General features: G+C 56.1%; 26 protein-coding genes. 12 read left to right on the top strand and 14 right to left on the bottom strand.

Annotation, left to right across the window (positions count from 1 at the left end; genetic code table 11):
• Complete coding sequence (locus tag DSM117340_RS05150; protein ID WP_089888398.1) at positions 1–804, bottom strand: 3-hydroxybutyrate dehydrogenase; 804 nt, start codon at positions 802–804, stop codon at positions 1–3.
• Complete coding sequence (locus DSM117340_RS05145) at positions 801–2,321, bottom strand: AMP-binding protein (RefSeq protein WP_089888397.1); 1,521 nt, start codon at positions 2,319–2,321, stop codon at positions 801–803. Before DSM117340_RS05145 ends, DSM117340_RS05150 begins: the two co-directional genes overlap by 4 nt.
• A 107-nt stretch (positions 2,322–2,428) precedes the next feature.
• Here DSM117340_RS05145 and DSM117340_RS05140 point away from each other — a divergent pair, with 107 nt between their 5' ends.
• The 4 genes from DSM117340_RS05140 to aat all read left to right on the top strand — a co-directional run bounded on the left by DSM117340_RS05140 (position 2,429) and on the right by aat (position 5,603).
• Positions 2,429–2,980, top strand: coding sequence for a LuxR C-terminal-related transcriptional regulator (locus DSM117340_RS05140; protein WP_089888395.1), 552 nt, complete (start codon positions 2,429–2,431; stop codon positions 2,978–2,980).
• A 140-nt stretch (positions 2,981–3,120) separates the two neighbouring features.
• Complete coding sequence (gene accB / locus DSM117340_RS05135; RefSeq protein WP_089889046.1) at positions 3,121–3,609, top strand: acetyl-CoA carboxylase biotin carboxyl carrier protein; 489 nt, start codon at positions 3,121–3,123, stop codon at positions 3,607–3,609.
• Positions 3,610–3,618: 9 nt separating this feature from the next.
• The gene (gene accC / locus DSM117340_RS05130) at positions 3,619–4,971 is read left to right on the top strand and encodes an acetyl-CoA carboxylase biotin carboxylase subunit (RefSeq protein WP_089888394.1); all 1,353 of its coding nucleotides are present in this window, start codon (positions 3,619–3,621) and stop codon (positions 4,969–4,971) included.
• Positions 4,968–5,603, top strand: coding sequence for a leucyl/phenylalanyl-tRNA--protein transferase (gene aat / locus DSM117340_RS05125; RefSeq protein WP_089888392.1), 636 nt, complete (start codon positions 4,968–4,970; stop codon positions 5,601–5,603). The genes accC and aat overlap by 4 nt, the downstream gene beginning before the upstream one ends.
• On the opposite strand, the gene DSM117340_RS05120 is transcribed toward aat, so the two are convergent.
• Genes DSM117340_RS05120 through DSM117340_RS05110 form a run of 3 tightly spaced genes read right to left on the bottom strand, consistent with a single transcriptional unit; the run spans position 5,567 to position 6,775 of the window.
• Positions 5,567–5,926, bottom strand: a complete 360-nt coding sequence (locus DSM117340_RS05120; RefSeq protein WP_089888390.1) for a DUF2155 domain-containing protein — start codon at positions 5,924–5,926, stop codon at positions 5,567–5,569. The two genes, aat and DSM117340_RS05120, sit on opposite strands and share 37 nt — an antisense overlap.
• Positions 5,923–6,378 carry an outer membrane lipid asymmetry maintenance protein MlaD gene (gene mlaD / locus DSM117340_RS05115; protein WP_089888388.1) on the bottom strand — a complete coding sequence of 152 codons (456 nt, stop codon included), beginning with the start codon at positions 6,376–6,378 and terminating at the stop codon, positions 5,923–5,925. Before mlaD ends, DSM117340_RS05120 begins: the two co-directional genes overlap by 4 nt.
• Before the next feature lie 13 nt (positions 6,379–6,391).
• Positions 6,392–6,775 carry an NADH:ubiquinone oxidoreductase subunit NDUFA12 gene (locus DSM117340_RS05110; RefSeq protein WP_089889042.1) on the bottom strand — a complete coding sequence of 128 codons (384 nt, stop codon included), beginning with the start codon at positions 6,773–6,775 and terminating at the stop codon, positions 6,392–6,394.
• A gap of 176 nt (positions 6,776–6,951) precedes the next feature.
• Between DSM117340_RS05110 and DSM117340_RS05105 the strand changes: the two genes are divergently transcribed.
• Positions 6,952–8,718, top strand: coding sequence for an FkbM family methyltransferase (locus DSM117340_RS05105; protein WP_271437072.1), 1,767 nt, complete (start codon positions 6,952–6,954; stop codon positions 8,716–8,718).
• 63 nt (positions 8,719–8,781) lie between these two features.
• Here DSM117340_RS05105 and clpX read toward each other — a convergent pair whose 3' ends face one another.
• Entirely contained in the window at positions 8,782–10,047 is a 1,266-nt protein-coding gene (gene clpX / locus DSM117340_RS05100; protein WP_089888386.1) for an ATP-dependent Clp protease ATP-binding subunit ClpX, read from the bottom strand.
• Between the two features lie 126 nt (positions 10,048–10,173).
• Positions 10,174–10,812 carry an ATP-dependent Clp protease proteolytic subunit gene (locus DSM117340_RS05095; RefSeq protein ID WP_089888385.1) on the bottom strand — a complete coding sequence of 213 codons (639 nt, stop codon included), beginning with the start codon at positions 10,810–10,812 and terminating at the stop codon, positions 10,174–10,176.
• Between the two features lie 188 nt (positions 10,813–11,000).
• Between DSM117340_RS05095 and DSM117340_RS05090 the strand changes: the two genes are divergently transcribed.
• Positions 11,001–12,014 (top strand): GlxA family transcriptional regulator, encoded by a 1,014-nt coding sequence (locus DSM117340_RS05090; RefSeq protein ID WP_089888383.1) that lies wholly within the window; start codon positions 11,001–11,003, stop codon positions 12,012–12,014.
• A gap of 145 nt (positions 12,015–12,159) precedes the next feature.
• On the opposite strand, the gene DSM117340_RS05085 is transcribed toward DSM117340_RS05090, so the two are convergent.
• The 5 genes from DSM117340_RS05085 to soxC all read right to left on the bottom strand — a co-directional run bounded on the left by DSM117340_RS05085 (position 12,160) and on the right by soxC (position 17,134).
• Positions 12,160–13,428, bottom strand: a complete 1,269-nt coding sequence (locus tag DSM117340_RS05085; RefSeq protein ID WP_089888381.1) for an NAD(P)/FAD-dependent oxidoreductase — start codon at positions 13,426–13,428, stop codon at positions 12,160–12,162.
• Between the two features lie 29 nt (positions 13,429–13,457).
• Positions 13,458–14,156 carry a c-type cytochrome gene (locus DSM117340_RS05080; RefSeq protein WP_089889033.1) on the bottom strand — a complete coding sequence of 233 codons (699 nt, stop codon included), beginning with the start codon at positions 14,154–14,156 and terminating at the stop codon, positions 13,458–13,460.
• On the bottom strand, positions 14,140–14,733 hold the full coding sequence (locus DSM117340_RS05075) for a thioredoxin family protein (RefSeq protein WP_089888379.1): 594 nt from the start codon (positions 14,731–14,733) through the stop codon (positions 14,140–14,142). The genes DSM117340_RS05080 and DSM117340_RS05075 overlap by 17 nt, the downstream gene beginning before the upstream one ends.
• Before the next feature lie 96 nt (positions 14,734–14,829).
• Positions 14,830–15,873, bottom strand: coding sequence for a c-type cytochrome (locus DSM117340_RS05070; RefSeq protein WP_089888378.1), 1,044 nt, complete (start codon positions 15,871–15,873; stop codon positions 14,830–14,832).
• Positions 15,857–17,134, bottom strand: a complete 1,278-nt coding sequence (gene soxC, locus DSM117340_RS05065; protein ID WP_089888376.1) for a sulfite dehydrogenase — start codon at positions 17,132–17,134, stop codon at positions 15,857–15,859. Before soxC ends, DSM117340_RS05070 begins: the two co-directional genes overlap by 17 nt.
• A 314-nt stretch (positions 17,135–17,448) precedes the next feature.
• On the opposite strand from soxC, the gene DSM117340_RS05060 reads away from it, so the two are divergent.
• Both DSM117340_RS05060 and DSM117340_RS05055 read left to right on the top strand, forming a co-directional pair.
• A complete protein-coding gene (locus tag DSM117340_RS05060; protein ID WP_089888374.1) occupies positions 17,449–18,525 on the top strand; it encodes a GSCFA domain-containing protein in 1,077 nt (358 codons plus the stop codon).
• A complete protein-coding gene (locus tag DSM117340_RS05055; protein ID WP_089888372.1) occupies positions 18,522–19,199 on the top strand; it encodes a hypothetical protein in 678 nt (225 codons plus the stop codon). The genes DSM117340_RS05060 and DSM117340_RS05055 overlap by 4 nt, the downstream gene beginning before the upstream one ends.
• Positions 19,200–19,216: 17 nt before the next feature.
• On the opposite strand, the gene DSM117340_RS05050 is transcribed toward DSM117340_RS05055, so the two are convergent.
• Complete coding sequence (locus tag DSM117340_RS05050) at positions 19,217–19,996, bottom strand: SDR family oxidoreductase (protein WP_089888371.1); 780 nt, start codon at positions 19,994–19,996, stop codon at positions 19,217–19,219.
• 142 nt (positions 19,997–20,138) lie between these two features.
• On the opposite strand from DSM117340_RS05050, the gene DSM117340_RS05045 reads away from it, so the two are divergent.
• On the top strand, positions 20,139–21,143 hold the full coding sequence (locus DSM117340_RS05045) for a Hint domain-containing protein (RefSeq protein WP_273486123.1): 1,005 nt from the start codon (positions 20,139–20,141) through the stop codon (positions 21,141–21,143).
• On the opposite strand, the gene DSM117340_RS05040 is transcribed toward DSM117340_RS05045, so the two are convergent.
• Positions 21,140–21,529, bottom strand: coding sequence for a BrnA antitoxin family protein (locus DSM117340_RS05040; protein ID WP_218140869.1), 390 nt, complete (start codon positions 21,527–21,529; stop codon positions 21,140–21,142). The genes DSM117340_RS05045 and DSM117340_RS05040 overlap by 4 nt on opposite strands.
• Before the next feature lie 176 nt (positions 21,530–21,705).
• Here DSM117340_RS05040 and DSM117340_RS05035 point away from each other — a divergent pair, with 176 nt between their 5' ends.
• From DSM117340_RS05035 to DSM117340_RS05025, 3 genes are read left to right on the top strand one after another with little or no spacing between them, the layout of a single operon-like run.
• Positions 21,706–23,313 carry a peptide chain release factor 3 gene (locus DSM117340_RS05035; RefSeq protein ID WP_089888367.1) on the top strand — a complete coding sequence of 536 codons (1,608 nt, stop codon included), beginning with the start codon at positions 21,706–21,708 and terminating at the stop codon, positions 23,311–23,313.
• A 27-nt stretch (positions 23,314–23,340) separates the two neighbouring features.
• Positions 23,341–24,099: a hypothetical protein gene (locus tag DSM117340_RS05030; protein ID WP_354689884.1), complete on the top strand. Its 759-nt coding sequence runs from the start codon at positions 23,341–23,343 to the stop codon at positions 24,097–24,099.
• Positions 24,096–25,028, top strand: a complete 933-nt coding sequence (locus DSM117340_RS05025) for a glycosyltransferase family 2 protein (protein WP_271437074.1) — start codon at positions 24,096–24,098, stop codon at positions 25,026–25,028. Before DSM117340_RS05030 ends, DSM117340_RS05025 begins: the two co-directional genes overlap by 4 nt.
• Positions 25,029–25,145: the final 117 nt, after the last annotated feature.

Below are 25,145 nucleotides of genomic sequence, written 5' to 3'. Positions count from 1 at the left end.
CTATTGCGCAGTCCAGCCGCCATCCACTGGGATGGTTGTGCCTGTCACATTGTGGGCAACTCGCTCACAAAGCCAGAGCGCGAGCGCACCAATCTCTTCTGGGTCCGAGGTGCGCAACGAAGGTTGCTTTTCGCCCAAAAGCTCCGCGATGCCTGCGTCACGGTTCCCGCCGTGATGCGCGGCCCTTGCCTCAATCTGTGGCTGAATGATTGCCGTCTCGGTCCAGCCTGGTGCAATACAGTTCACAGTCACACCACCACTCGCTTTGGTTCCTGCGCTCGCATATTCTAGCGCTGCAACTCGGCTCAAGCCCACCAGTCCAAACTTTGCTGCCACATAGGGCGCCTTATCCTTGCTTGCGACAAGCCCATGGACAGAAGCGATATTGATAACCCGCCCAAAGCCGCGTGCCGCCATATCAGGCATAAAAGCCTGCATTGTGTGAAACGCCGCCGACAGGTTGATCGCCAGAATCGCCTCCCATGTGTCGCGCGGCATGTCTGCCAAAGGCGCTGTATGCTGAATACCCGCATTGTTAACCAGAATATCAACAGGGCCCCATGCGCGCACATTATTTACAAGTGCATCAATTGCACTGACATCGCGCATATCCCCCCGGAAAAACTGAACATCCGCTGCTCCTGCCGCCCTTACGGCCGCGCAAGCTGCTTCGCCCTCTTCTGCCGTGGCCAAACCGTGTAGTGCCACGCGCGCACCCGCTCCGCCGAGGGCTTTGGCAATCGCAAGACCAATCCCCTGCACAGATCCTGTCACAAAGGCTGTCTTTCCGCTGAGATCACTCATCCCATTTCCTCCAGACGCTTGCGCAACTCGGTCTTAAGCACCTTGCCATAGTTGTTCTTAGGCAATTCATCGAGTGCATAATAATCCTTGGGCCTCTTAAATCGTGCAATATTTTCAAGGCATTGCGCATCCAAAGCCGCTAGATCAAGCGCCGCCCCTTTCGCCATCACAACAAAGGCCACAACATCCTCGCCCCACTCAGGATGCGCGCGCCCCACAACGCTGACCTCCTCAACATCAGGCAGCTCCAAAAGCACTTCTTCCACTTCGCGGGGGTAGACATTGCTCCCCCCTGTAATGATCATATCCTTGGAACGGTCATGCATCGTAATATAGCCGTCAGCGTCCATGCTGCCCATGTCTCCCGTCATGAGCCAGCCGTCTACAAGCGTCTTGGCGCTGGCCTCTGCGTTCCTCCAATAGCCCGGCATAACAGTATCCCCGCGCACCATGATCTCGCCGACTTCGCCGCATGGAAGTTCCACGCCATCCGCCCCACCGATCATGACTTCAACAGCAGATTGCGCGCGCCCCACAGAGCCAAGTCGCTCGCGCCAGCGTGGGTGGCTGCGGTCCGTCACATCGTGGCGAGACAGTGCAGATATGCCCATCGGACACTCGCCCTGCCCGTAAATCTGCAAGAAAACGGGGCCAAAATACTCAACCGCCTCGATGATGTCGGCATTATACATCGGGCCACCTGCATAAACGATACTGCGCAAGCCCTCGCCCTTCACACCCGCCGCTTTGGCAGCCAGCGTCATCCGCTTGACCATTGTCGGCGCAGCAAACATATGCACGCGCCCAAAATGAGCCGCCAATCCGAAGATTTCAGCCTCATCAAACCCGCCTGAAAGCGGGCAGATATGGCGCGCACCGACCATCACATGCATGATGTTGTAAATCCCAGCCCCATGACTGAGCGGCGCCGCATACAGCGCTGCATCTTCAGGCAGCACCTGATCCGCATCAACAAAGTAACAAAGCGCCATAGAACGCAGCATCCGATGGGTGATCATCACGCCCTTGGGCCGCCCTGTTGTTCCCGAAGTGTAAAACAGCCACGCCAAATCATCATTCGCACAGGTCACGGGCTGCGCAAGCGGCGCTGTCGAGCGCACCACTTCATAAGCGTCGCTCTGAACATCCATCAGCCTTGCATCTGTGCCCGCATCTAGTAACGACAGCGCCAAGCCCGTGTCACAAAACACAATTTCAGCCTCGGCATTGTCAATAATCCAAGCAGCCTCACGCCCGTGAAGCTTCGCGTTTATTGGCACTGCCACAGCTCCCGCCATCCATATCCCGTATTGAACAATGAGATAGTCTGGCAGATTCTTCATGAAAATCGCGACAGGTGAGCCCTTGCCTGAGCCTTGCGCCACGAGCCACGCCGCCACTTGCCCCGCACGTTCCAAAAATGCATCATAATCCGCGACGCAGGTCTCGCCCCAAAACAGCGCCTCCCGCGATGGCGTCAAGGCAGCCGTGCGGTAAAGATACTCAGCTATGTTCATGTCGTCCTCCCAAACTTGAACACATTCAGCACCAAGCCAAGCGCGCCCGCAATGCCGTAGTTCTACGTGCTCTTGCTGCGCGCCTAAAAAGCGGGCACTCTTGTGACATGACGCAGCATACCCCCTCAGATCTGGCCTTTACCCACGCGCCCATCGGGCTGGTGATCTTGGAAAACCGCATCATAAAATCCGCCAACGCGCTCTTTGCAGAGATATTCGGCGGGGCTCCCCAAAGCTATATAGACGCGCCCCTTGAGGCGCTCTATCCCAGCCGTGAAGACTATGAGCGCATTGGAGCGCGCGGACTTGAGGCGATGCGCACCACAGGCCGCTACGCCGACGAACGCGTGATGCGCCGCCGTGATGGCACGCTTTTTTGGTGTCGAGTGCGTGGCCAAAGCCTCACGCCCGATGCGCCCTTCAAACGTGGCGTCTGGAGCTTTGCTGATCTGTCCCAAGAGCGCCCCCTTGTCGCTCTCACCACGCGCGAGCGCGAAGTCGCCATTTTGACTTGCCGTGGTCTCACCTCTAAGGAAATAGGCCGCGAACTGGGCCTCAGCTACCGTACAATCGAAGTTTATCGCGCTCGCCTACAAGAGAAGTTTCGCGCCCGTAAATTGGCCGAACTGGTGGCCAAACTCTCAGGCATGCCACTATGAGCCGCAGTTTCCCCTCGCATTATGGCTCAAAAGCTTCAAACATGCGGGCAGATATGCGGCTTTTCACGCCCGCTCACTTCGCCTATAAGGCCCCAAATCCTGACGCTTCGTAAACCGCGGAGCCAATACCTGAGGACATGATGACAAAAAAAGACGGAACTCATGACACCGATGTGGCCTTTATCGAGGCACTGGCGAAAATCCTCGGCGAGAACGATCTCACCGAACTCAACGTAAAACGCGAATATGGCGACAATGACAGCCTGAATGTTCGCGTGAGCCGCAAAACAGAAGTGGTTCAGCATGTTGCTGCTCCCGTTGCGGCTGCGGCCCCTGTTGCGGCTGCTGCGGCCGCCCCTGCGGCGGCTACCCCCGCCGAAGACCCTTCCAGCCACCCGGGCGCTGTTAACTCGCCTATGGTCGGAACGATCTATCTTCAGCCAGAGCCAAGCGCACCGTCGTTTGTCTCAGTCGGCCAGCAAGTCAACGAAGGCGACACCCTGCTGATCGTGGAAGCCATGAAAACCATGAACCACATTCCGGCCCCCAAATCGGGCACGGTCAAGCGTATTCTGGTCTCCGATGGCGATGCTGTCGAGTTCGGAACACCCCTGATGATTATCGAATAAGGCTCTGACATGATTGAAAAAGTCCTTATCGCCAACCGCGGTGAGATCGCCCTGAGGGTCATTCGCGCCTGCCGCGAAATGGGCATTCAGTCGGTCGCCGTTCACTCCACAGCAGACGCAGACGCCATGCACGTACGCATGGCCGATGAAAGCGTCTGCATCGGCCCGCCTGCTGGCACAGAGAGCTATCTCTCCATCCCAGCGATCATTGCCGCCTGTGAAATCACAGGCGCGCAAGCGATCCATCCTGGCTATGGCTTTCTGTCTGAAAACGCCAATTTCGTGCAAATCGTCGAGGATCACGACCTGATCTTCATCGGCCCAACAGCCGAACACATCCGCGTCATGGGCGACAAAATCACCGCCAAAGAAACCATGATCAAGCTTGGCGTACCCGTTGTGCCCGGCTCTGACGGCGGCGTCGCCACGCTCGAAGATGCGCAGCGCATCGGCGAAGAGATTGGCTACCCCGTGATCATCAAAGCCACAGCTGGTGGCGGCGGCAAAGGCATGAAAGTGGCGCAAACCGCCTCAGATATGCCCTCTGCTTTCCAGACAGCTCGCGCCGAGGGCAAATCCAATTTCGGCAATGACGAAGTCTATATAGAGAAATACCTTACAACGCCCCGCCACATCGAAATTCAGGTGTTTGGTGATGGCAAAGGACGCGCCGTTCACCTTGGCGAGCGCGACTGCTCGCTCCAGCGCCGCCACCAGAAGGTTTTTGAAGAGGCGCCTGGCCCCTCAATTTCCCCTGAAGAGCGCGCCAAAATCGGCAAAGTCTGTGCCGACGCCATGGCTGATATCAACTATATCGGCGCGGGCACGATCGAGTTTCTCTACGAAAACGGCGAGTTCTATTTCATTGAGATGAACACCCGCCTGCAAGTCGAGCATCCCGTGACAGAAGCCATCTTTGGCGTTGATCTTGTACGCGAACAAATCCGCGTTGCAGAAGGCCAGCCTATGTCCTTCACGCAAGAAGATCTGAAGATCAACGGCCACGCTATCGAGGTGCGCATCAACGCAGAAAAACTGCCCAATTTCACGCCCTGCCCGGGTAAGATCACGCAGTTCCACGCGCCAGGCGGCCTTGGTGTGCGCATGGATAGCGCACTCTACGACGGCTATTCGATCCCACCCTATTACGATAGCCTCATCGGCAAGCTCATCGTTCACGGACGCGACCGCCCAGAAGCGCTTGCACGTCTTAACCGTGCACTTGGCGAGCTGATCGTCGATGGTGTCGACACCACAGTGCCGCTCTTTCACGCACTCTTGCAGGAAGAAGACGTCCTCTCAGGCGGATACAACATCCACTGGTTGGAGCACTGGCTCGAAACAAACCTTGCCGAGGCATGACCCTCACGCCCGAAGTTGTGCTACATGCCTATGCTTCGGGCGTTTTTCCTATGTCCGAGGGCCGAAACAATCCTGACATCTTCTGGGTCGATCCGCGCGAGCGCGGCATACTTCCTTTAAACGGCTTTCACATCTCACGCAGCCTAGCGAAACAGATGAAAAAAGGCGGCTATACCCCTGCAATAAATCAAAACTTTAGCGGTGTTATACTGGCCTGCGCTGATCGCGAAGACACGTGGATCAACGCCGAGATTGAGGCCGTTTTTACAGAGCTTCACGCCCGAGGCTTTGCCCATTCCTTCGAAATATGGCAGGATGGCGCGCTGATCGGCGGAACTTACGGCATCACTCTGGGCAGCGCCTTTTTTGGTGAAAGCATGTTCAGCCGTGCAACAGGCGGTAGCAAACTCGCTCTCGCCCATCTCGTAGATCATCTTTCGCGCGCAGGTTTTACACTCTTTGATACACAGTTTCTCACGCCTCATCTCGCAAGCCTCGGTGGCCTCGAAATCAGTCGTGCGAGCTATCGCACACAGCTCGCCGAAGCGCTCACGCATCATGCCGATCTGTTTTCTGTGAGCTTAGAGCAGGACCCCTACTGCGTCTTGCAGCGGGTTACCCAAACATCATAACGCGCATGGTCCAGCGCACTCAGCGCAGGCGATGAGGCAACCATCCAACCAGAGAAGATCAAATCAGGCTTACCTGTCTCGCGAATTGTCAAAAATGCATAAGCGTCGCCCGACGGGTTCCCTTCGGGGTAGCGGCACTCGCCCAACGAAACGATCAGGCGGCCAAATTCGACAGAAGTGCCATTGGCCATATCAAGATCACTGGTCTTGCCGTTAACCTTATCAAGCCCGCGTAAAATCGCGCCAGACCCAAGGCTAACTTGTTCCGCAGAGACAGCAGAGCCCGCCAAAAACAGCGCCAAAGCGATGCCCAAGCGCTTCATTCAGAGGCCCCCGAGTCTCCAGCTACAAACTTGAGAAGCAATGAAATAAGCGAAACTGATCCCTGAGTATCGAGAATTTCATCGCCTTCTTCATAGAAGAATGGCGATCCGCCCGGCATGATCTCAACAAAGTTACCGCCCAACAGCCCCTCTTGGCTCACAATCACAGCGCTGTCGTCTGGGATCTCAACGCCAGATACCACGCTCAATGTCGTGTCTGCGCGATACGTCTCTGGGTTCAGAGTGACCCCTGTCACAGTGCCGACTTTGACACCTGCAAGGCGCACATCCGTACCTACAGTCACGCCCTCAAGTGATCGAAACGAAGCCGAAAGCGGATAGCCCGCGCCCTGACCAGCAAATCCTGTGGCTTGCCCCGTATAAAGCACAAACGCCACAGCAGCCGCCAAAACCGCACCACCAACCAATACTTCTGTTGTGTTTTCAGACATTTACAATCCGCCCCTATTCAGGAGCCCAAGCCTCATAATCACGGCGTTCTTTCGGTTCTGCGCGGCGCAAAGACCCTTCGGGAACATAGGCAAGAGGCGTACCTGTATGGTTTGGCTCATGTGGCTTTTCCCACGCCTTATGTGGAAGAGGCGCATCAGTCGGCGTCTCTTTAAACGTGTGGTGCAACCAGCCATGCCAGTTCGCATCAATGCGGCTCGCCTCAACCGTGCCGTTAAACATAACCCAACGGCGTTTGCCGTCACGGCTTGTGTAATAGACATTGCCTTGGCTGTCTTCGCCCACGCGTTTTCCCTTGCGCCACGTATAGAGCTGGGTGTTGAGCGTCGAGCCGTTCCACCATGTGGCAACTCGCAGGATAGATTTCAAAATGCCCATGAGAGCCTCCGCAAAACTTGCTTCTGATATGGCCCAATTTAAGACCAAGGTCCAGCCTCGCTTGCGCCATTTGCGCCTCGCTTTGCAAAACTTAGCGCGCATTCGCTCAAATTCGTAGCTCTGGAGCGGCCAATTTGCTAGCTTTGCATAAAACAAAAGATGCTGGGCAGCACATTATGACAGTTCAATCCCCCCCGACACATGTCGCCGAATGTATGGGCGTCAAGGTTCCACCTTCTCCGTTCCTCAACGAAACACGCATCGCACGCATCAATGAGGCCCGCTATGAAGGCCAAGAGATCGCTGGTGCACTCTCCGTCGTTGGTCCTTCCGACCGCGTGATCGAGATGGGCGCAGGCCTCGGGATAGTTGGCGCTGTCACACAGCTCAACGCCCGCCCCGAAGCGATGGTCTCTTTTGAGGCCAATCCAAACATGATCCCCCACATCGAAGCGCTCTATGCGCTCAACAAGATCAAAACCAAGATCAAACTTCACAACAAAGTGCTGCTCACAGACCCGGAGCCGCCTGAAACTGTTGAGTTTTTTCTGCGCAACAGCTTCCTCGGCTCATCCCTCACAGACACAGACAAACGCGAAACAGAAGCCGTCACCATCCCGACAGCGCGCTATGAAGAGCTGCGCACAAGCTTTCAGCCAACAGTCCTTTTGATGGATATCGAAGGGGGTGAGTTGGAGTTTCTACGCCACGCCGACTTAACAGGCTTGCGCGCTATCGTGCTGGAGTTTCACCCCGAGAGTTACGGCAAGGAGGGCATGAAAGAGTGCAAGACGATCCTGCGCAACGCGGGCTTTTCCAAAGACAATTCCGTCAGCACCCGCCTCGTCTGGACGTGCCTGCGCGGTCCGGATGTGCCCAATGCCCCGCCCCTGCCTGACGATGGCTGGTCGCGCAAGATCACAACACTTGAAGACGCGCTCATCGTCCCGCCGATTGAGGCAGGCCTCGTCCAAGCGACAGGCGTGCTGGATCGTGCAGGCAATTACGTCGCCCAAGGCGCACTCTGGCGCCGTGATCGCGCGCTCACATTGCCCCCAGCGATGCCGTCAGACACTCCCAAGGCGCTCGAAGGCACTTGGCTTTGGGGCGGCCCACTCTGGCTTCACTTCGGACATTTTCTAGCCGAAAGCACGCCCCGCCTTTGGGCACTCGACGCCCATGAAAGCGAGCTCAGTGGCATTCTTTTCACGCCCAAACGCCCGCGCAACGCAGGCCTGATCAAACGCTGGCAATGGAAATTTTTTGAAGAGCTCGCCCCCGGCCTGCCCGTCAAAATAGCGACAGAACCAATGCGTGTGGAGCGGCTCATCGTGCCGGGGCAAGGCTTTGGTCTTGGTGCTATTTCAAGTGGCACACCAGAGTTCCGCGCCTTCATGGCGGAGAGATTTGGCGCGACTGTGCCCGCCAGTGGGCCTGAGAAGCTCTACATCTCACGCTCCAAATTCGAGTTTCGCAAAGGCTCTCTGGTTGGCGAAGAGGCGCTGGAGCGTCACTTGGAGGCTCAGGGTTATGAGGTCTTTCACCCTCAAGAGCATGATATCGCAACACAAATAGCGCGCTACAAAGCCGCCAGCCATATCATAGCGGCAGAAGGCTCCGCCATTCACCTCGCGGCCATGGTCATGGGCCCCGCACAAAAACTCGCCATCATCGTGCGCCGCCGCTCCTCGGCCACGGACTATATCGAAGCGCATCTCAAAGCCTTCGCTGGCGTCACTGCCCTCAGTGTTGATGCGCTGATCCGAAATTGGATGCCCAAAGGCGAGCGCAAAGCGCGCCACGCTGTCGGCGAGATAGACTTCCCCGCCCTCCAAGATGCGCTCCTGATAGGCGGCTTTCTCGCCCCCAGCCCCGAGATTTGGGAAAATTTCTCACCCGCGGATGTCTCAGCTCTACTGGGTGACAACTTCACAGAAGCCTAAAAGAAAAGCCCCGCTGGCTTCACACCAACGGGGCTTTTCTCTGTCTCGCTCAGGCGGTTGCGCTTAGCTCGCCGCGCCTTCCTTTTTCTTTTGATCCGCATAAATGATGAGCGGTTGTGCATCAGAGATGACAGCCTCTTCATTCACAACAACTTCCTGCACATTCTCAAGCGCAGGCAAATCAAACATCGTGTTAAGCAGAATATCCTCAAGGATCGAGCGCAAGCCGCGCGCGCCTGTCTTACGTTCAATCGCACGGCGCGCAATCGCGCTCAACGCATCGTCAGTAAAGGTCAGCTGCGCATCTTCCAGCTCAAACAGGCGCTGGTATTGCTTCACAAGCGCGTTCTTCGGCTCGGTGAGAATCGTGACAAGCGCATCCTCGTCCAAGTCTTCCAGCGTCGCCAAAACGGGCAGACGCCCGACAAACTCGGGGATCAGACCAAACTTGAGCAGATCTTCTGGCTCAAGTGATTTGAACGTCTCGCCAATTCCAACCATGCTCTCGTCGCGCACATCCGCGCCAAAGCCCATGGCCGAGCCCTTGCCGCGCTGTTTGATGATCCGGTCAAGACCTGCAAAAGCCCCACCACAGATAAACAGGATGTTGGTCGTATCCACTTGCAGGAATTCCTGCTGGGGATGCTTGCGACCGCCCTGTGGAGGCACAGAAGCAACCGTGCCTTCCATGAGCTTGAGAAGCGCCTGTTGCACGCCTTCACCGCTCACATCGCGCGTGATCGAGGGGTTTTCAGATTTGCGAGTGATCTTGTCGACCTCGTCGATATAAACAATCCCGCGCTGCGCCTTCTCCACGTTATACTCGGAGCTTTGCAGAAGCTTCAGAATGATGTTTTCAACATCTTCGCCCACATAGCCCGCTTCGGTCAGCGTGGTCGCATCCGCCATGGTAAACGGAACATCCAAAATACGCGCCAGCGTCTGCGCCAACAAGGTTTTACCGCAGCCTGTCGGCCCAATCAGCAAAATGTTAGACTTGGACAGCTCGATATCCCCGCCCTTCTGGGCGTGATTGAGGCGTTTGTAATGGTTGTGCACGGCCACAGAGAGCACACGCTTGGCCATCGCCTGACCAATCACATAGTCATCAAGCACACCGCAAATTTCTTGTGGCGTCGGAACCCCTTCGCTTGACTTCAGGCTGCTGCCTTTGGTTTCTTCGCGAATGATATCCATGCACAGCTCAACGCATTCATCACAGATGAATACAGTCGGCCCCGCAATCAGCTTACGCACCTCATGCTGGCTCTTGCCGCAAAAGCTGCAGTAAAGCGTATTCTTGCTGTCGCCGCCGGAATTAGTCGCCATCAGTTTGCCCTTTCTGGCCTTCGTCTTGCACGGGTGAGGCCAAAGTGCCCTGCCGCTTCGTCTGGTACGGCACAGCTTAGGTCAGCCCGCGCCGCGCCACAATCTCAAATTCACGCAAAGGCGGCCTTACGCCTTAGCGTCAGCCTCGCCAGATTTTTCGCGGTTGGTAACGATCTCGTCGATCAATCCCCAGTCTTTCGCCTCTTCAGGGCTCATAAACTTATCGCGCTCCAATGCGGCTTCCACATCGGCCAGTTTCTGCCCAGTGTGATGCACATAAATCTCGTTCAATCGGCGCTTGAGTTTCAGCGTTTCTTCGGCATGGATCATAATGTCTGAAGCCTGCCCCTGATAGCCACCAGAGGGCTGGTGCACCATCACGCGTGAGTTCGGCAAGCTAAAGCGCATACCCTTCTCGCCCGCGGTCAGCAAAAGCGAGCCCATGCTCGCCGCCTGCCCGATCACCAGCGTACTGACCTTTGGCTTGATATATTGCATCGTGTCATAAATCGACAGACCGCTCGTCACCACACCACCTGGCGAGTTGATATACATGCTGATCTCTTTTGAGGGGTTTTCCGCCTCAAGGTGCAAAAGCTGCGCCACAATCAAGCTGCTCATGCCGTCATGCACGGGGCCGTTCAGAAAGATAATCCGCTCCTTGAGAAGGCGCGAAAAGATGTCATAGGCGCGCTCGCCGCGGCTTGTTTGCTCAACAACCATCGGCACAAGCGTGTTCATGTAAGTTTCATACGGGTCTGTCATCTTATCCTGCCTGCTTTTACATCTCACCTGATCCATATCGGACCATTGCTAACAGAGTCTTAGTGGCGCGCACCAAGGGCTGCAAGGCCGTTTGCCTCGAATTCCCTTGATCAGCTTGCTTGAAACTGGCCGCAATTGGTATAAGGCAGCACATTATGCTTGCTCACCCCCTTCTGAAAGGAGCAAAAATGTCCGATAGCCCTCGCTCCTTTGTCGAAAAAGGTTCCTCGGCGCATTTTGATGTAGAGTTTGATGGCGTCACCGACACCTTTCACTTTCTGCTCCTGCCCAAAACAACAATGCTCGCCGTCGCCGCAGCGATCGAGCCACTTCGCATTGCCAACCAGATCACGGAAAAGCCGCTCTACAACTGGTACACCCTCTCCGAGACAGGCGCCCCTGTAACATGCTCCAACGGCATGCGCATTACCCCAGACAAACCGCTCGAGAGCCTGCCCTCAGGGGCATATTGTTTTGTCTGCGGCGGAGTTGAACCCGAGCGCAATATTTCCAAGCCCGTCTTGTCGTGGATCCGCCGCGAATCGCGCTTTGGACGTAAATTCGGCGGCATTTGCACAGGCAGCTTTGCACTCGCGGCCACAGGCCTTATCAAAGATCAGTACTTCACGCTCCACTGGGAAAATCAGCAACGCTTTCGCGAAGATTATCCTGATCTCACACCCACAGACCGCCTCTATGAAATCGACAAAGGCCTGATCACATGCGGCGGCGGCAATGCCAGCATCGACATGATGCTCGCCCTCATGGAACGCCGCCACGGCCCCAAACTTGCCGCTGTGGTTGCCGATATGTGCCTACATGGCCGCGCCACCAGTTCCAAATCTTCTCAGACAACGGCCTCCAGCGCTGCCATCGGCTCACGTAACCCACACTTGCTGGCCGCGCTTGATCTCATGCGCGCCGAGGTCGAAGACCCGCTCTCAATGTCTGATATCTGTTCCGAACTTGGCGTCTCCCGCCGCCAGATCGAGCGCCTTTTTCTACGCCATATCGGCCAGCCGCCGATGCATTGCTATCTCGAAATCCGCCTCGCCCGCGCGCTCGCTTACCTAAAAGAAACCAACATGACTGTGGCAGACGTTGCTGTGGCCACAGGGTTTTCCTCCTCCAACCACTTCACCAAACGCTTCAAAGAACGCTACAATCGCACACCGCGCAGCTACCGCGTGAGCTGGAGCTAACCGCATCCCTGCAGCGCGCCCTTTTTCTTTCCAAAAATATCCCGAGGGGGGGATTCAAAAGCGAGTACGCTTTTGAATCATTGGGGGGAGCAGAGCTCCCCCCATCGGGTCGGAGCGTGCGCAGCACGCTCCGACCAAGCCTCATTCAAGCCCCAAACATATCCGCGGTGATCCCCGCGTACCAGCCGATGCTTTCCTCATAAGTCGCCTTACGCAGTGCTGCATCTTCACCTGTCTGGCTGACAAACCCATCAACTTTGGCGATCTTTTCATCTGTCGCCTCATAGGTCGCGCCCACTTTAACGCCATCATCAGTGTCAATCAGGCTCCAGCAGGTGTTGGAGAACTTCGCAGGGAAGACTTTACTTCCCGTCAATGCTCCACGCACCGCCATCGCACACACTTTGGCCTGCGAATTCGCCGAGAAGCCCGACTTAGGCATATCGCCTTGGTTGGTCGCATCACCCAGCACATAGACGTTCTCATCCACGCGGCTCTGCATTGTATGACCAATCACAGGAGCCCAATTGCCTTCGTTGACACCCGCAATTTCGCAAATCCGTCCCGCTTTCATCGCAGGAATGACATTGCATGCGTCCACTTTGGTCACTTCTCCATCAATACTGACAGTCATGTCGTCCGCATTGACTTCGACATTGCCACCCCCGAACTCGGCGCCGATCCAGTCAACCATCCCGCTGTAGTGATTGTTCCAGCCTTCCTGAAACAGCCCCTGCTTTGAGAACTTTTCCTTGGGGTCCGCCACGATAATCTTGGCGGTCGGGTTAATGTTCTTCAAGACATGCGCGACCATGCTCACCCGCTCATACGGGCCAGGAGGGCAACGATAGGGGTTTGGCGGCGCAACCATCGCAAAGATCCCACCTTCAGGCATCGCCTCGACCTGCGCTTTGAGAAGCTCAGACTGTGACCCCGCCTTATAGGCATGTGGCATCTTGTTTTGCTTGCTCACGTCCCAGCCGGGAACAGCGCCGTCGACAAAATCGATACCTGGGCTGAGGATCAGCTTGTCGTAAGGCAAGACAGCCCCACCTGCGAGATTCACTGTCTTCGCCGCGCGATCAACATCAATCGCCCAGTCATGGACCACATTGACCCCTTCGTTCGCCAATCCGCCATAAGAGTGGCCAATCGAGCTCAGCTCGCGAAAGCCACCGATATAAAGGTTGGAGAAAAAGCAGGTGTAGTAGGCACGGCTCGGCTCGATCAGCGTGACATCAATCTCGCCCTTGCTGTCGCGGGCCAGATAGCGCGCAGCGGTTGCGCCCCCCGCACCACCACCAATCACAATCACTTTGCCCGCGCCGCCGCCAGCGGCGCGCACATGCGGCGCGCTTAAAAGTGTGGCAGCCGCCGCACCTGTCCCGATAAAGGCTCTTCTGTTGAGTTTCATTTTCGTTTCCTCCCTTTGAAAACAGTTATTTATTCTAGGTTCTTAAAGTATGCCGCCAGCGCGGCAATCTCCTCGTCTGTCAACCGTCCCGCCATCATCTGCATCACAGGGTGTGGCCTAATCTTGCGTTTGTAAGCATGCATCGCCACCACAAAGTCCTCATCAGGCCATTGCGTAATCGATGGGATACCATCGTCGCCACCACTGCTTTGATGGCAAGTGGAGCATTCGCTGGCCAAATATTCGCCGTACTCGGGGTCTCCAACCAGCGCGAGAATTTCTGGCTCCAGCTCAACCTCCCTTGGAACACCCGTTGGCTGCGCCTCTGGAATATCGGCAGGGCTGGCCGAAAAGCTGCGCATATAAGCCAAAAGATCCGCACGCATTTCAGGGTTCTTTATCCCACGAAAGTTCATCCGGGTGCCGCTCACAAGCGCTTTAGGATTTTCGATATAGGCATCAAGCGTGCGAAAATCCCAAACAAGCCCATTCTCGCCTTCACGCCGCAACCCCTTGGAATATTTGTAATCTTCCGCAAAAACTGCGGCAGCACGGCCAAAAACCCCGTTTAGATGCGGCCCTACACGGTGCTCCGCCCCATAGCCGATCTGATGACAGGATGTGCATTGGTGAAACACCTTAGCGCCACGCTCCGCATCTCCAATCTCTTCAGCCCCCGCAGCACTCGCAAGTGCAGCAAAAGCCAACGCCTTACCAAACGTCTGGATCAATCCCCTGTGCCTCCAATTCCGCAAACTTGTCCTGCAAATAGCGTTGGAAAGTTTGCTCCTCAAATTTCTTCTCCGCCACAAACTCAAGGGACGAAAGATAATGAAACGGTTTCAAATAGCCGGGCATGCGAAAGCTCTGAGCCTCACTGACGCTGACAGCACCTGCGTTAGAATTGTGCATCAAAATCGTCGTGGGCGTGAAGTTCACCCCCCACTTCGCGGCGAGATCCCGCTCTTCAAGCGCTTGCCCGTCAAAGTCGAGAACCTCACGCGCCCCAAACATATCCAGCTGAATAACGTCATAATGCGCCTTGATGTAGTCGCTCAGCTCACTGCGCGCAAAATTCACTTCATGCAGCTCACGGCAATAAGGGCAGCCGTTCTGCTCATAAAGGATCATCAAATGACGTCCGTTATCAGCCGCCGCAGCGAGATCATCGCCCAGCTCAAGGAATGTATCTAAAAACCAAGGTTGTTTGTGCAGGCCGTCGTCGCCCACCTCAGCGGCAAAGCCCGTCCGTGCGGCCCCGAAGGCCGCCGCTCCCGCAAATGTAAACTGCCGTCTCGTAAGCATATCCCCTCCTCCCAAAGGTTCCTGCTACGCAGCATGCCACAGAATCATTCTGAGACAAAACGGGGGCGCAAGAAAATGCGCCCCCATTGGTAAGTCTTAGGGGAAAGATTTCAGATATTCGGTCACAGCGCGAATATCGTCTTCCTTCTTCAGACCTGCGAAAGACATTTTAGTCTTATTCACAAAGTCTTTTGGCTTGGTCAGGAAGGCCGTCATATTCGCCTCATCCCAGACCATTCCGCTTTCGCCCATCTCAGCCAATGTCTTTGAGTATTTGAACCCATCGATATGACCAAGCTTCGCGCCGACAACACCGTTCAGGACCGGACCTGTCTTGTTCTTCGCGCCTTCGCCCACTTGGTGGCAAGCTTTGCACTTTTTGAAGACTTTCTCGCCCTTTGCGACAAGCTCCATGTCCAGCGCCGCTTCTTCTACAACAGGTTCGGCCGCAGCCTCTTCTGTTGCAGCTTCTTCGACGGCAGCTTCAGCCGCTGCGGGCTCAGCTTCGGGATCATCAGGTGAATTGGGGTCGCCTTTGAACACAACGTTTCTGGTGATCTCGACTGTATCTTTACAGTCCGTCATGCAGGGCTCACGCACAAAATGCGCCTCTGACGTGCGGCGATCATCAATGATAAACCCGCCCGCGTTTGGCATCTCTACATCCAGAAATGTCTCTTTTGAGAGCACAAAATCATCATCGACAAGATCATTGGAGAAGAGGATATAAGCCACGATCGCGTAGACTTCATCATTGCTCAGCGTTTGCGCTGCGCCAAACGGCATTGAGCGGTTCACATAGTCCCAAGTCGTTGAAAGGTATGGCCAATATGAGCCAACTGTTTTCAATGGATCTTTGTGGTCTAGCGTGCCAGCACCGCCGGCAAGCTTGGGCCAGTTGCCCACACCTTCAGCAAAGTCACCGTGGCAAACGCCACACTGCTCAGCAAAGACTTCTTCACCGGTCCAGACATCGCCCGAACCCTCTGGCAAGCCAGAGCCATCGGGGTGGATGTCCTTGTTCCACGCCGCGACTTCGGCGTCTGTTGCCACGCGGCCAAGGCCGAGCTTCTCAGCAGCCGCAGGGCTCGCCGCAGCCAGCGCAAGGGCCGCAACTGTCAGTTTAAGATACTTCGACATTGTCTGCCTCCCCGTTTGGCTGAACCCACCAAGTCTGGATTGAGTTGTTGTGATAGATCGAGTTTTCGCCGCGCACTTCGCGCAGCTCGTCTTTTGTCGGCTGAACATAGCCTGTCTCGTCCATAGCACGGGCCTGAAGGAACATCTCCTCCCCATCCCATGTTGTATCTAGATAAAAGCGCGACAGCGCCATTTTCTCGCCAGGCTTGGCCAAGCGCGCAGTTTCCCACGTCTTGCCGCCATCCTTGGACACATCCACACGCGTAATCGCGCCACGGCCCGACCATGCCAAACCGGTGATAACCAACGGGCCCTTGCCGTGTTTGATCGGCATCTGCGGGCTCGGGCTTGTGATGATAGATTTCGCATCCATCTCCCATGTCCACTTGCGGCTCGTGCCGTCGGCAAGCGTGTCAGTGTATTTTGATGTCTCTTCGCGGCTTTCTACAGCGGCTTCCGTCACTTCGATACGGCGCAGCCACTTGACCCACATGTTGCCTTCCCAGCCAGGAACGCAAAGGCGCACAGGATAACCGTGCTCCATACGCAGAGCCTCGCCGTTGGCCTTAAAGGCCACAAGGCAGTCATCCAGAGCTTTTTCCATAGGGATTGAGCGGCCGTTGGAACTCGCATCCGCGCCCTCCACATAAACCCACTTGTCCTTAAGGTCACCTGCCGCATCAAGGCCAGCTTCTTCAAGCAACGTGCGCAAGCTCACACCCGTGTATTCCATGTTGTGGATCATACCGTGGGTATACTGTGCGCCATTCAGTTGGGCGCCAGCCCACTCCATGCCAGTATTTGCCGCGCATTCGCAGAAATACACGTGGTTCTCACGTGGGAAACGCTCGAGATCTTCGTATGTGAAAACCAAAGGTTGGTCGACCAACCCGTTGATCATCAAACGATAATCTTCTTTCTTCAGCTCGATCGCACCTGAGTGATGGCGTTCAAACGCACAGCCCTGCGGGGTGATCGTACCGTCCAATGCGTGGATCGGCGTGAAGTTGATCGAGCTGATCTGATCAGCCGTCAGCCACTCTACAGTGCGGCGAATAACATCGCCTTCATACTGAATTGGCAGGCCATAAGGTGTCTCGTCCACCCCTGCTCCAAGGCCCGAGGCCCATTCCTGCACTTCTGTAATCAATGGATCATCCGCATGCGCCGTGCCGGCCACTGCCGCCACTGGTACAGACGCCGCCGCTGCTTTCAAAAAAGCGCGGCGCGATGGCGCCTTAATTCCCGAGCTTTCTGACATCGAATCTCGCCTCCCTGTTTTTGGTCTTATTCACAATATTGAATTTATTCGCGTTTGTATACCGTCATATTCTTTTCAATGAATAACTTATTGACGCAGCCTGGCTCGCAGCTGAAACAGCCATACCAAGCGCGCCTGCCCCGCCACCGACATTCTCCCCTCATCATACTAAAATTAACGATTTGGGACAATTCTTCCTTTCGCAACGAGCCCTGCCAAAGCTTGCTCATCGCTCAAACCTCTCTCTTGCCTTACGCTCCGCTTGACCGCGCTTGGTCCATGTCGGAAACTGCTCCAAAAGTTGAGGCCAGTTTATGAGTGATACCCCCTATTCTTCACAGCCCCCGTCGGCGTTCTGGCGAACAGCTGTCGCAGAAACTGGCATATGGGGCTATGACGGCCTCTTCCGCTCAAAATGGAAGCTCCCCACAAACGCCGCATTCGCAACCTACGGCAGCTGCTTTGCCCAGCACATCTCTCGTGCGGTGCAAGCCAACGGAAAACCCTGGGTCAATGCAGAACCTGCCCCCGCCTCAGCCACAACAGAGGTTGCCGCACGCTTTGGCTATGGCGTTTACTCCTCCCGCACCGCCAATATTTATACGGCACGGATGCTAGAGCTTTGGGTCGCATTGGCCCAAAAGCCCGAGCGTTGCGCCGCCATCGAGATATGGGAGAATGAAGGCCGCTTCCGCGACTCTCTGCGGCCAGCAATAGAGCCTGAAGGGTTCGACTCCCAAGCAGACTGCCTCGAAATGCTTCAGAACACGGCCCGCGCCTTTGGCCGCTCTGTTCGCGAAGCCCAAGTCTTTGTCTTCACCATGGGTCTCACCGAAGGTTTTGAGCACGCCGAAACAGGCCAGCCCTACGCGCTCTGCCCCGGAACTCTCGCAGGCTCCTATGACGCAGCCCAACACAGCTTCGTCAATTACCGCTACCCCCAGATCATGAAATCGATGAAATCCGCTGTCCGCGGATTGCGCGCCCTCAATCCTGAGATCAAAATCCTGCTTACGGTCTCCCCGGTACCGCTCACCGCCACAGCGACTGGCCATCACGTTCTGCTCGCGACCCAGTATTCCAAGTCCGTCTTGCGCGCCGTCGCGGGTGATCTCTCTGAAATGGCCAAAGACATAGACTATTTCCCAAGTTACGAAATCATTGCAGCGCCCCCGACCCGCGCCCAGTTTTTTGCGCCCAATATGCGCTCGGTCGCGCCAGAAGGCGTCGCGCTGGTGATGGAACACTTCTTTCGTGGCATGCGATTTTCAAAATCCCAACTGCCAAAAGATGAGGCCGAAGCCCGCCGCCGCGCAGGTGTCGCTGCCGAGGCTGCCGCAGAAGAGCTCGCATGCGAAGAAATCTTGCTCGATCAGGGCGCCAAAGCATGAGTCGGCTGATTGTCGTCGGGGACAGCCACGCCCGCGCACTCGCCCTTGGGGCCAAGGCTTTTGGATATGACTGCATCAGCTTCGCCACTTCCGCCGCGGCATGGCGCGACGGGGTCATGCGCCTGCAAGCAGACGGATCCCTGTCCTCAAAACGCTTTCGAGCCCGCCAAAAGATCGAGAGTTTAGCCAAGGCAGTCGGTAGCGCCACCCCTCTCACATCTGGCACGCCCGTCGTAGCGAGCATCGGCTATCATAGCTCGCAATTCCTCACCGAAATGCGCTTGAACAAACTTGGCCTCAGCCACGTGCCCTCCAGATCCGCCGAAACCCTCCTCTCGCCTGCCTTTCTCACCGCTTGGCTCGAAGACGCACGCGCAGAGGCGCTTGATGGCCTCGCAAGCATAGCAGCAAGCGCGCCACTCGTTGTCGTGACTCCGCCCCAATTTGAAGACAACCCACTGCTGCACGCTCTCAATGACGCCCTAAGCCAGCTCATCCGCGACCGCGGCCTGCCGCTCTATGACCCAAACACCGATCTTGCGGATAAATCAGGCACACTCCCTGCCAAATTCGCCCATGAAGACGGCAAACACGGCAATGAATCTTTCGGAATCGAGATCATAAAAACACTTGCGCGCCAGAAGCTAATTCCCAAGCCACCAGCGCGCAAATAAATATTTATAACAAACTCTTACATGGTGGAGTTAACAGCACCGCCATCCAGCAAAATATTCTGACCAACGATAAAACCCGCGTGCTGAGAGCACAGGAATGCACATGTTGCGCCAAACTCTTCCGCCGTGCCGTAGCGCCGCGTCGGAATGGTCGCCTCGCGCTGCTTTTGCGCCTCCTCAGAACTGATACCCTGCGCACTCGCCACCCCCGCATCCAGCGAAACCGCACGATCTGTAGCGTGAATCCCGGGCTGCAAGTTGTTGATCGTGACACCAGATGGCGCAACCTGACGCGCCGTACCCGCCACAAAGCCTGTCAGCCCTGCACGCGCTGAGTTTGACAAGCCCAGCACAGGAATAGGCGCTTTCACAGACTGGCTGGTGATGTTCACAACACGGCCCCAGCCTTGCGCTTGCATGTGCGGCACGAGGGCCTGCATCAAAGCAATTGGCGTCAGCATATTTGCATCCAGCGCCGCAACAAAATCGTCGCGGCCCCAGTCGGTCCACATGCCTGGAGGTGGGCCGCCTGCATTGGTCACAAGGATGTCCACATCCCCCGCCGCGGCGAGCACTTTTGCACGCCCCTCTTCGGTGGTCACATCCGCCGCCACAGTGGTAACTTCAACACCATATTTCCCAGCAATATCAGCAGCAACAGCTTCCAAAACCTCCGCGCCACGCGCGTTCATAACAAGGTTCACGCCCGCTTCGGCCAGCGCCTCGGCGCAGCCACGGCCCAAGCCCTTGGATGATGCGCAAACAAGCGCCTTCTTACCAGCAATTCCCAAGTCCATGTCGCACTCTCCTAATTGTTCGCCCGCACAAAACCCCAAAACACCCTCAAAGGCCAGAGCAGAGACGCAGACTTGCCGCGCTTTTGCCCCAATCCTATACTAGCGTTTTGCAGTGTTCCCCGCGTGAAGAGTGTTCAAGATTATGAGTGAAACGGCCCAAGCCCTGCAAGTCTATCCTGCGCCCATGATGCCAGTCTCAGGCGGAGCCAACTTTGGCGATAACTTGAGCTTTGCCGCCGATCTCATGCTTGACGATTATTATCAGCTCGCGGCCGAAGCTGCCCCCCTTCGCCTTGGTCTACACGCGTTGGAAAACGGGCACTTCCGCATTGGCGACAACACTCAAATAGGCAAAATCGGCGCAACCGTTGTGCTCGACAGCTGCATCACCCTGATGGATGCCCAAAGCCAAGCCATCGAAGTGCTCCTTCTGGTTGAGGTCAATGATGAAGGCCATGTTGCTCAGGTCTATGCGATGCCCCTCGCACCGCTTGAGCCAAAAGAAGACTATCGCCTCGTCGGAATAGATGCAGAAAACGCCCCTCTGCGCTTTGCTCAGGTGGCCTGTGTCTCCTTCACACGCGGCACACGCCTGAGCCTTGCCACAGGCGAACAACGCGCCGTCGAAGCCCTCAAAATCGGAGACAAACTCCTCACACGGGACGATGGCCCACAAGAAATCCGCTGGATCGGTCATCACACCGTCCGCGCGATAGGTGATTTCGCCCCTGTGATGATCACAAAGGGCACGCTTCACAACGAGAACGATCTTCTCGTCTCCCCAGACCACCGCCTCTTTGTCTACCAGCGCGAAGACAAGCTCGGAGCAGGCCGTGCAGAAGTGCTGCTTAAGGCGCGCCACCTCGTCAACGGCGAGAGCGTTTTTGTTCAGGAAGGCGGGTTTGTCGACTACTTTCAAATCCTCTTTGAGAACCATCAAATTGTCTTCGCTGAAGGCATCGCCGCCGAGACCCTGCTGATTGATCCGCGCACCCGCTCCGCCCTGCCCGACCATGTCGCCGAAACCCTCAGCGGAACACTCGCAGGCCATGCTGCCCGCAATCATGGCGAGTTTGAAGTCGGAGCCAATCTGTTAAACCGCCCCGATGCAGCCAAGTTGCTACTGCTCGCGTCCCGCGGCGGTTAGCCTTCTGTCTCCGCAGCCCGTCGCCGCTCCATCTGTTCAATTTGGCGTGCGATCTTGCCCTCCATATACCGCTCAAAACGTGGTACATGGGAAGCGTCGTCCCAGTGCCCCCGCACCTTCCCTGACGCAAGCCCAAGCCAGTAGAGCCGCAATATCTGGTTGATGCGTGCGCCATAGCCTGGCCCAATTTTGCGAAACCAGCGCACCATATCCGCATCCAGCCGCACAGTGACCCGCGTCTTGGCGCGGGCAATTGGCCTGTCCTCTAGCCCGTGCCAGTCTTCGGGCAGCGCAGTGTCGATCCACTCCGCCTTGAGCGTCTCCTGAAGCGCGCGCAGCTCCATCATCATTTCGCGCTCGGCCTTGTCTCTCGTCGCCTGTGTCATGGTCTCTCCTCACGGTGTTTTGAAGCAGACTGACAGCAAGGCATTAACCTTTCCCAAGGCCGCCGAACGCCCGTTTGGGCGGTGCACGGGTTGTGCACGCCTTGTGCACGCTTTTCACCCCCCTAGAATCGCAAGCATTCTTGCCAAAGCCGCGTTCCTTACCTATACGCGCGCTCATGGCTACAGACCTTTCAAACCGCCCCAAGCTTCCCGCTGAAATTGCCCGTCGTCGGACCTTCGCGATCATCTCGCACCCCGATGCTGGCAAAACCACGCTGACGGAAAAATTCCTCCTCTATGGTGGCGCCATCCAGATGGCCGGACAAGTGCGTGCCAAGGGCGAAGCCCGCCGCACTCGCTCGGACTTTATGCAGATGGAAAAGGACCGTGGTATCTCTGTCTCGGCCTCGGCAATGTCATTTGATTTCAGTGGCTTGCGATTCAATCTTGTGGACACCCCCGGCCACTCGGACTTTTCTGAAGACACCTATCGCACGCTTACTGCAGTCGACGCTGCGGTGATGGTTATCGACGGCGCGAAGGGCGTTGAAAGCCAGACCCAAAAGCTCTTTGAAGTCTGCCGCCTACGCGACCTTCCGATCCTGACCTTCTGTAACAAGATGGACCGCGAGAGCCGCGATACCTTTGAAATCATTGACGAAATTCAAGAGATGCTGGCGATAGACGTGACGCCCGCCAGCTGGCCCATCGGGGTCGGTTCCGAATTTATGGGCTGCTATGATCTCTTGAATGACCGCCTTGAGCTGATGGACCGTGCAGACAGAAACAAAGTTGCTGAATCCATCAAGATCAAAGGCTTAGATGACCCAAAACTGGCCGAGCACTTGCCCAAGCACCTGCTTGAGAAGCTTCTCGAAGAGGTCGAAATGGCCCGCGAACTGCTCCCTGAGCTCGTTCCCCAGTCTGTCCTTGAAGGCCATATGACCCCGATTTGGTTTGGCTCCGCCATCAACAGCTTCGGCGTCCAAGAGCTCATGAACGGCATCGGCCAATACGGCCCCGAGCCGCAGGTCCAAAAAGCCGAGCCTCGCAATATCGCCCCCGAAGAAACCAAAGTTTCTGGCTTTGTTTTCAAGGTCCAAGCCAACATGGACCCAAAGCACCGTGACCGCGTGGCCTTTGTGCGCATGGCCTCAGGCCACTTCAAACGTGGGATGAAACTGACCCATGTGCGCAGCAAAAAGCCGATGGCAATCACTAACCCAGTACTCTTCCTAGCCTCCGACCGCGAGCTTGCCGAAGAAGCATGGGCTGGTGACATCATAGGCATTCCCAACCACGGCCAGTTGCGTATCGGCGATACGTTAACCGAAGGTGAACTTTTGCGCGTTACCAATATTCCCTCCTTTGCACCCGAGCTTTTGCAAGGTGTACGTGCGATGGATCCGATGAAGTCTAAGCACCTCGAAAAGGCCCTGATGCAATTTGCCGAAGAGGGAGCCGCCAAAGTTTTCAAGCCAAGCATCGGCTCTGGCTTCATCGTCGGTGTGGTCGGCGCGCTTCAGTTTGAAGTGCTCGCAAGCCGCATCGAGCTCGAGTATGGCCTTCCTGTGCGCTTTGAAGGCTCTCAATTCAAGTCCGCTCGCTGGGTGAATGGTGAACGTCAAGATGTTGAAAAATTTGTCAATTTAAACAAACAACATATCGCTCACGACCACGATGGAGACATCGTGTATCTCACACGTCTTCAGTGGGATATTGACCGCGTCGAGCGCGATCACAAAGAGATCAAACTCACCGCGACAAAGGAAATGATGGTCTAGGTCGCCACCCCGTGGCAGTATTTTTTTATGAGTTCGCAAACCCTTACATACGCAGGCGGCGCAGAAGAAATTATCGCACGCTGGATGAAACGCCGCACGCCGTTTCATATGGACGACGAATCGTTTGATCTCACACAAGACTTCGCCCCATTGAGGGCAAGCCTGCTGCCCGAAAGTGCAGCAGAGCCTCAAAGCGAACGTGGCACATTTGCTTTAAAATCCAGCATGATAGCGCGTGAGTTTAGCGGCCTCTCTGAGCTCGCCTTTCTCAATGCCCGCCTAATCGCACTGCTCCGTCGCGACGAGCCCCCTGCAGGTGCTGCCCCTCTCTTTCGCCGCCTCTGGGCCGAGGAAAGCCCCCACCTGCTCACACAACTTGACCTGCGCTGGCAAGTCTCCTCTGCGATGACATTCGCCGATCACGGCACAATCGGTTCTGAGCAGGCCCTGGGCGCATCTCTCAAAGTGCTCTTTGGCCTCATAAAGCTCTACGAATTTGAGCGCCTTTTCACAGGCCTTGCTCCTGAAGAGCCTCATCGTTTCGGAAAGCGCAGCCCCGCCCCTATGCCTCTCGCGATGGATCAATACTCGCTCAACAACGGCGGCCTGGATCTGGCCTTGCTGGCTCCGCTTTATCTTCAAGCCGAGCAAGCCCCAGTGCTCAAGCCACTAGCACTCAGCCTGCTTGATGCGCTGAACGCCGAAGATGGGACAATCTTCCGCCGTCTCGCTATAATGAAACAACGCCGCGCTAGCGCCCGCAACGCTGAGGCAAAATCGCGATGAAGTGGGGCATTGTAAGCACGATTAAAGCCCCTCTGGAGGAGATCGAGCGCTTCGCTGCGCACCATCTGGAGCTAGGGGCTGATAGGCTCATCCTGTATCTTGATGATGACAACAAGCCCGCCTTTCAAGCTCTAAGACAACACCCCAAGCTGCGCGTCCTACGCACGCATGGAGAGCACTGGCGCGGCAAGAACCGCCCCGTAAAACACCAAGCGCGACAAGGCGCAAATGCACGCCACGCCTACAAACGCAAAGCGGACGGGCTCGATTGGCTTGCGCATATCGATGTCGATGAGTTCCTTTGGCCCCGTGAGCAGACCCTTGCGGAACAGCTCGCCGCTTTGCCCAAAGGCTGCATGGCCGCACGCGTGCGGCCGATCGAAGCCCTCGCCTCTCAGACGGGCACCTACTTCAAAGCGATGACCAACGAGCGCAAGCAGCGTCAGCGCGAAACAGACGCAATTTATCCGACATACGGCCATCACTTAAATGGTGGTTTTCTCAGCCACGTCGCCGGTAAGCTCTTCGCCCGCACTGGCTCCGAAGAGGCAGATTTTCGTATCCACAACGTCTTCCTCGGTGGTGTCCAAAACCCTGAGCAAGAAGAACTTCTCGGCACAGAACTCTGCCACATCCACGCCGCAAGCTATGGCCACTGGATGCAAAACTACCGCTATCGGCTCTCTCACGGCGTCTATCGCGCCGAACTCAAGCCAAACCGCGCACCAGAGCTTGGCGGGCTTACACTTCACGAGTTGTTAAAAACGATCGAAGACACGGATGGCGAGGAGGGCCTCAAAGCATTTTATGAGGAAGTCTGCACTGCGACACCCGAGCTTTTGAAGCGCTTGGATGATCATGGCCTTTTGCGCAACTACGATCTGGAGCTAGAGGCCAAACGACAAAAGCACTTTGGACCGCGCACATAAAAGCCAGCAAAATGATTAAAGCAGACAGGTATCACTTCAGCTGTATAACCGCGTAAAACGGTGCCAACCGTGCGGACACATTGACCTTACCGCCCCTTTTGGCTAAAGACCCTGTCA

The organism is Lentibacter algarum (genome assembly GCF_040580765.1).
Taxonomy (GTDB): domain Bacteria; phylum Pseudomonadota; class Alphaproteobacteria; order Rhodobacterales; family Rhodobacteraceae; genus Lentibacter; species Lentibacter algarum.
Note: the sequence above shows the minus strand (reverse complement) of the source record. Positions and strands in the feature narration are given on the sequence as shown.

Coding starts and splice junctions, on each gene's coding strand:
- DSM117340_RS05025 (WP_271437074.1), top strand. CDS start 24,096: ATGAAGTGGGGCATTGTAAGCACGATTAAAGCCCCTCTGGAGGAGATC.
- soxC (WP_089888376.1), bottom strand. CDS start 17,134: ATGTCAGAAAGCTCGGGAATTAAGGCGCCATCGCGCCGCGCTTTTTTG.
- DSM117340_RS05150 (WP_089888398.1), bottom strand. CDS start 804: ATGAGTGATCTCAGCGGAAAGACAGCCTTTGTGACAGGATCTGTGCAG.
- DSM117340_RS05110 (WP_089889042.1), bottom strand. CDS start 6,775: ATGGGCATTTTGAAATCTATCCTGCGAGTTGCCACATGGTGGAACGGC.
- accC (WP_089888394.1), top strand. CDS start 3,619: ATGATTGAAAAAGTCCTTATCGCCAACCGCGGTGAGATCGCCCTGAGG.
- DSM117340_RS05070 (WP_089888378.1), bottom strand. CDS start 15,873: ATGTCGAAGTATCTTAAACTGACAGTTGCGGCCCTTGCGCTGGCTGCG.
- mlaD (WP_089888388.1), bottom strand. CDS start 6,378: ATGTCTGAAAACACAACAGAAGTATTGGTTGGTGGTGCGGTTTTGGCG.
- DSM117340_RS05030 (WP_354689884.1), top strand. CDS start 23,341: ATGAGTTCGCAAACCCTTACATACGCAGGCGGCGCAGAAGAAATTATC.
- DSM117340_RS05090 (WP_089888383.1), top strand. CDS start 11,001: ATGTCCGATAGCCCTCGCTCCTTTGTCGAAAAAGGTTCCTCGGCGCAT.
- aat (WP_089888392.1), top strand. CDS start 4,968: ATGACCCTCACGCCCGAAGTTGTGCTACATGCCTATGCTTCGGGCGTT.
- DSM117340_RS05085 (WP_089888381.1), bottom strand. CDS start 13,428: ATGAAACTCAACAGAAGAGCCTTTATCGGGACAGGTGCGGCGGCTGCC.
- DSM117340_RS05035 (WP_089888367.1), top strand. CDS start 21,706: ATGGCTACAGACCTTTCAAACCGCCCCAAGCTTCCCGCTGAAATTGCC.
- DSM117340_RS05060 (WP_089888374.1), top strand. CDS start 17,449: ATGAGTGATACCCCCTATTCTTCACAGCCCCCGTCGGCGTTCTGGCGA.
- DSM117340_RS05120 (WP_089888390.1), bottom strand. CDS start 5,926: ATGAAGCGCTTGGGCATCGCTTTGGCGCTGTTTTTGGCGGGCTCTGCT.
- DSM117340_RS05095 (WP_089888385.1), bottom strand. CDS start 10,812: ATGACAGACCCGTATGAAACTTACATGAACACGCTTGTGCCGATGGTT.
- DSM117340_RS05140 (WP_089888395.1), top strand. CDS start 2,429: ATGACGCAGCATACCCCCTCAGATCTGGCCTTTACCCACGCGCCCATC.
- DSM117340_RS05075 (WP_089888379.1), bottom strand. CDS start 14,733: ATGCTTACGAGACGGCAGTTTACATTTGCGGGAGCGGCGGCCTTCGGG.
- accB (WP_089889046.1), top strand. CDS start 3,121: ATGACAAAAAAAGACGGAACTCATGACACCGATGTGGCCTTTATCGAG.
- clpX (WP_089888386.1), bottom strand. CDS start 10,047: ATGGCGACTAATTCCGGCGGCGACAGCAAGAATACGCTTTACTGCAGC.
- DSM117340_RS05105 (WP_271437072.1), top strand. CDS start 6,952: ATGACAGTTCAATCCCCCCCGACACATGTCGCCGAATGTATGGGCGTC.
- DSM117340_RS05050 (WP_089888371.1), bottom strand. CDS start 19,996: ATGGACTTGGGAATTGCTGGTAAGAAGGCGCTTGTTTGCGCATCATCC.
- DSM117340_RS05045 (WP_273486123.1), top strand. CDS start 20,139: ATGAGTGAAACGGCCCAAGCCCTGCAAGTCTATCCTGCGCCCATGATG.
- DSM117340_RS05145 (WP_089888397.1), bottom strand. CDS start 2,321: ATGAACATAGCTGAGTATCTTTACCGCACGGCTGCCTTGACGCCATCG.
- DSM117340_RS05040 (WP_218140869.1), bottom strand. CDS start 21,529: ATGACACAGGCGACGAGAGACAAGGCCGAGCGCGAAATGATGATGGAG.
- DSM117340_RS05055 (WP_089888372.1), top strand. CDS start 18,522: ATGAGTCGGCTGATTGTCGTCGGGGACAGCCACGCCCGCGCACTCGCC.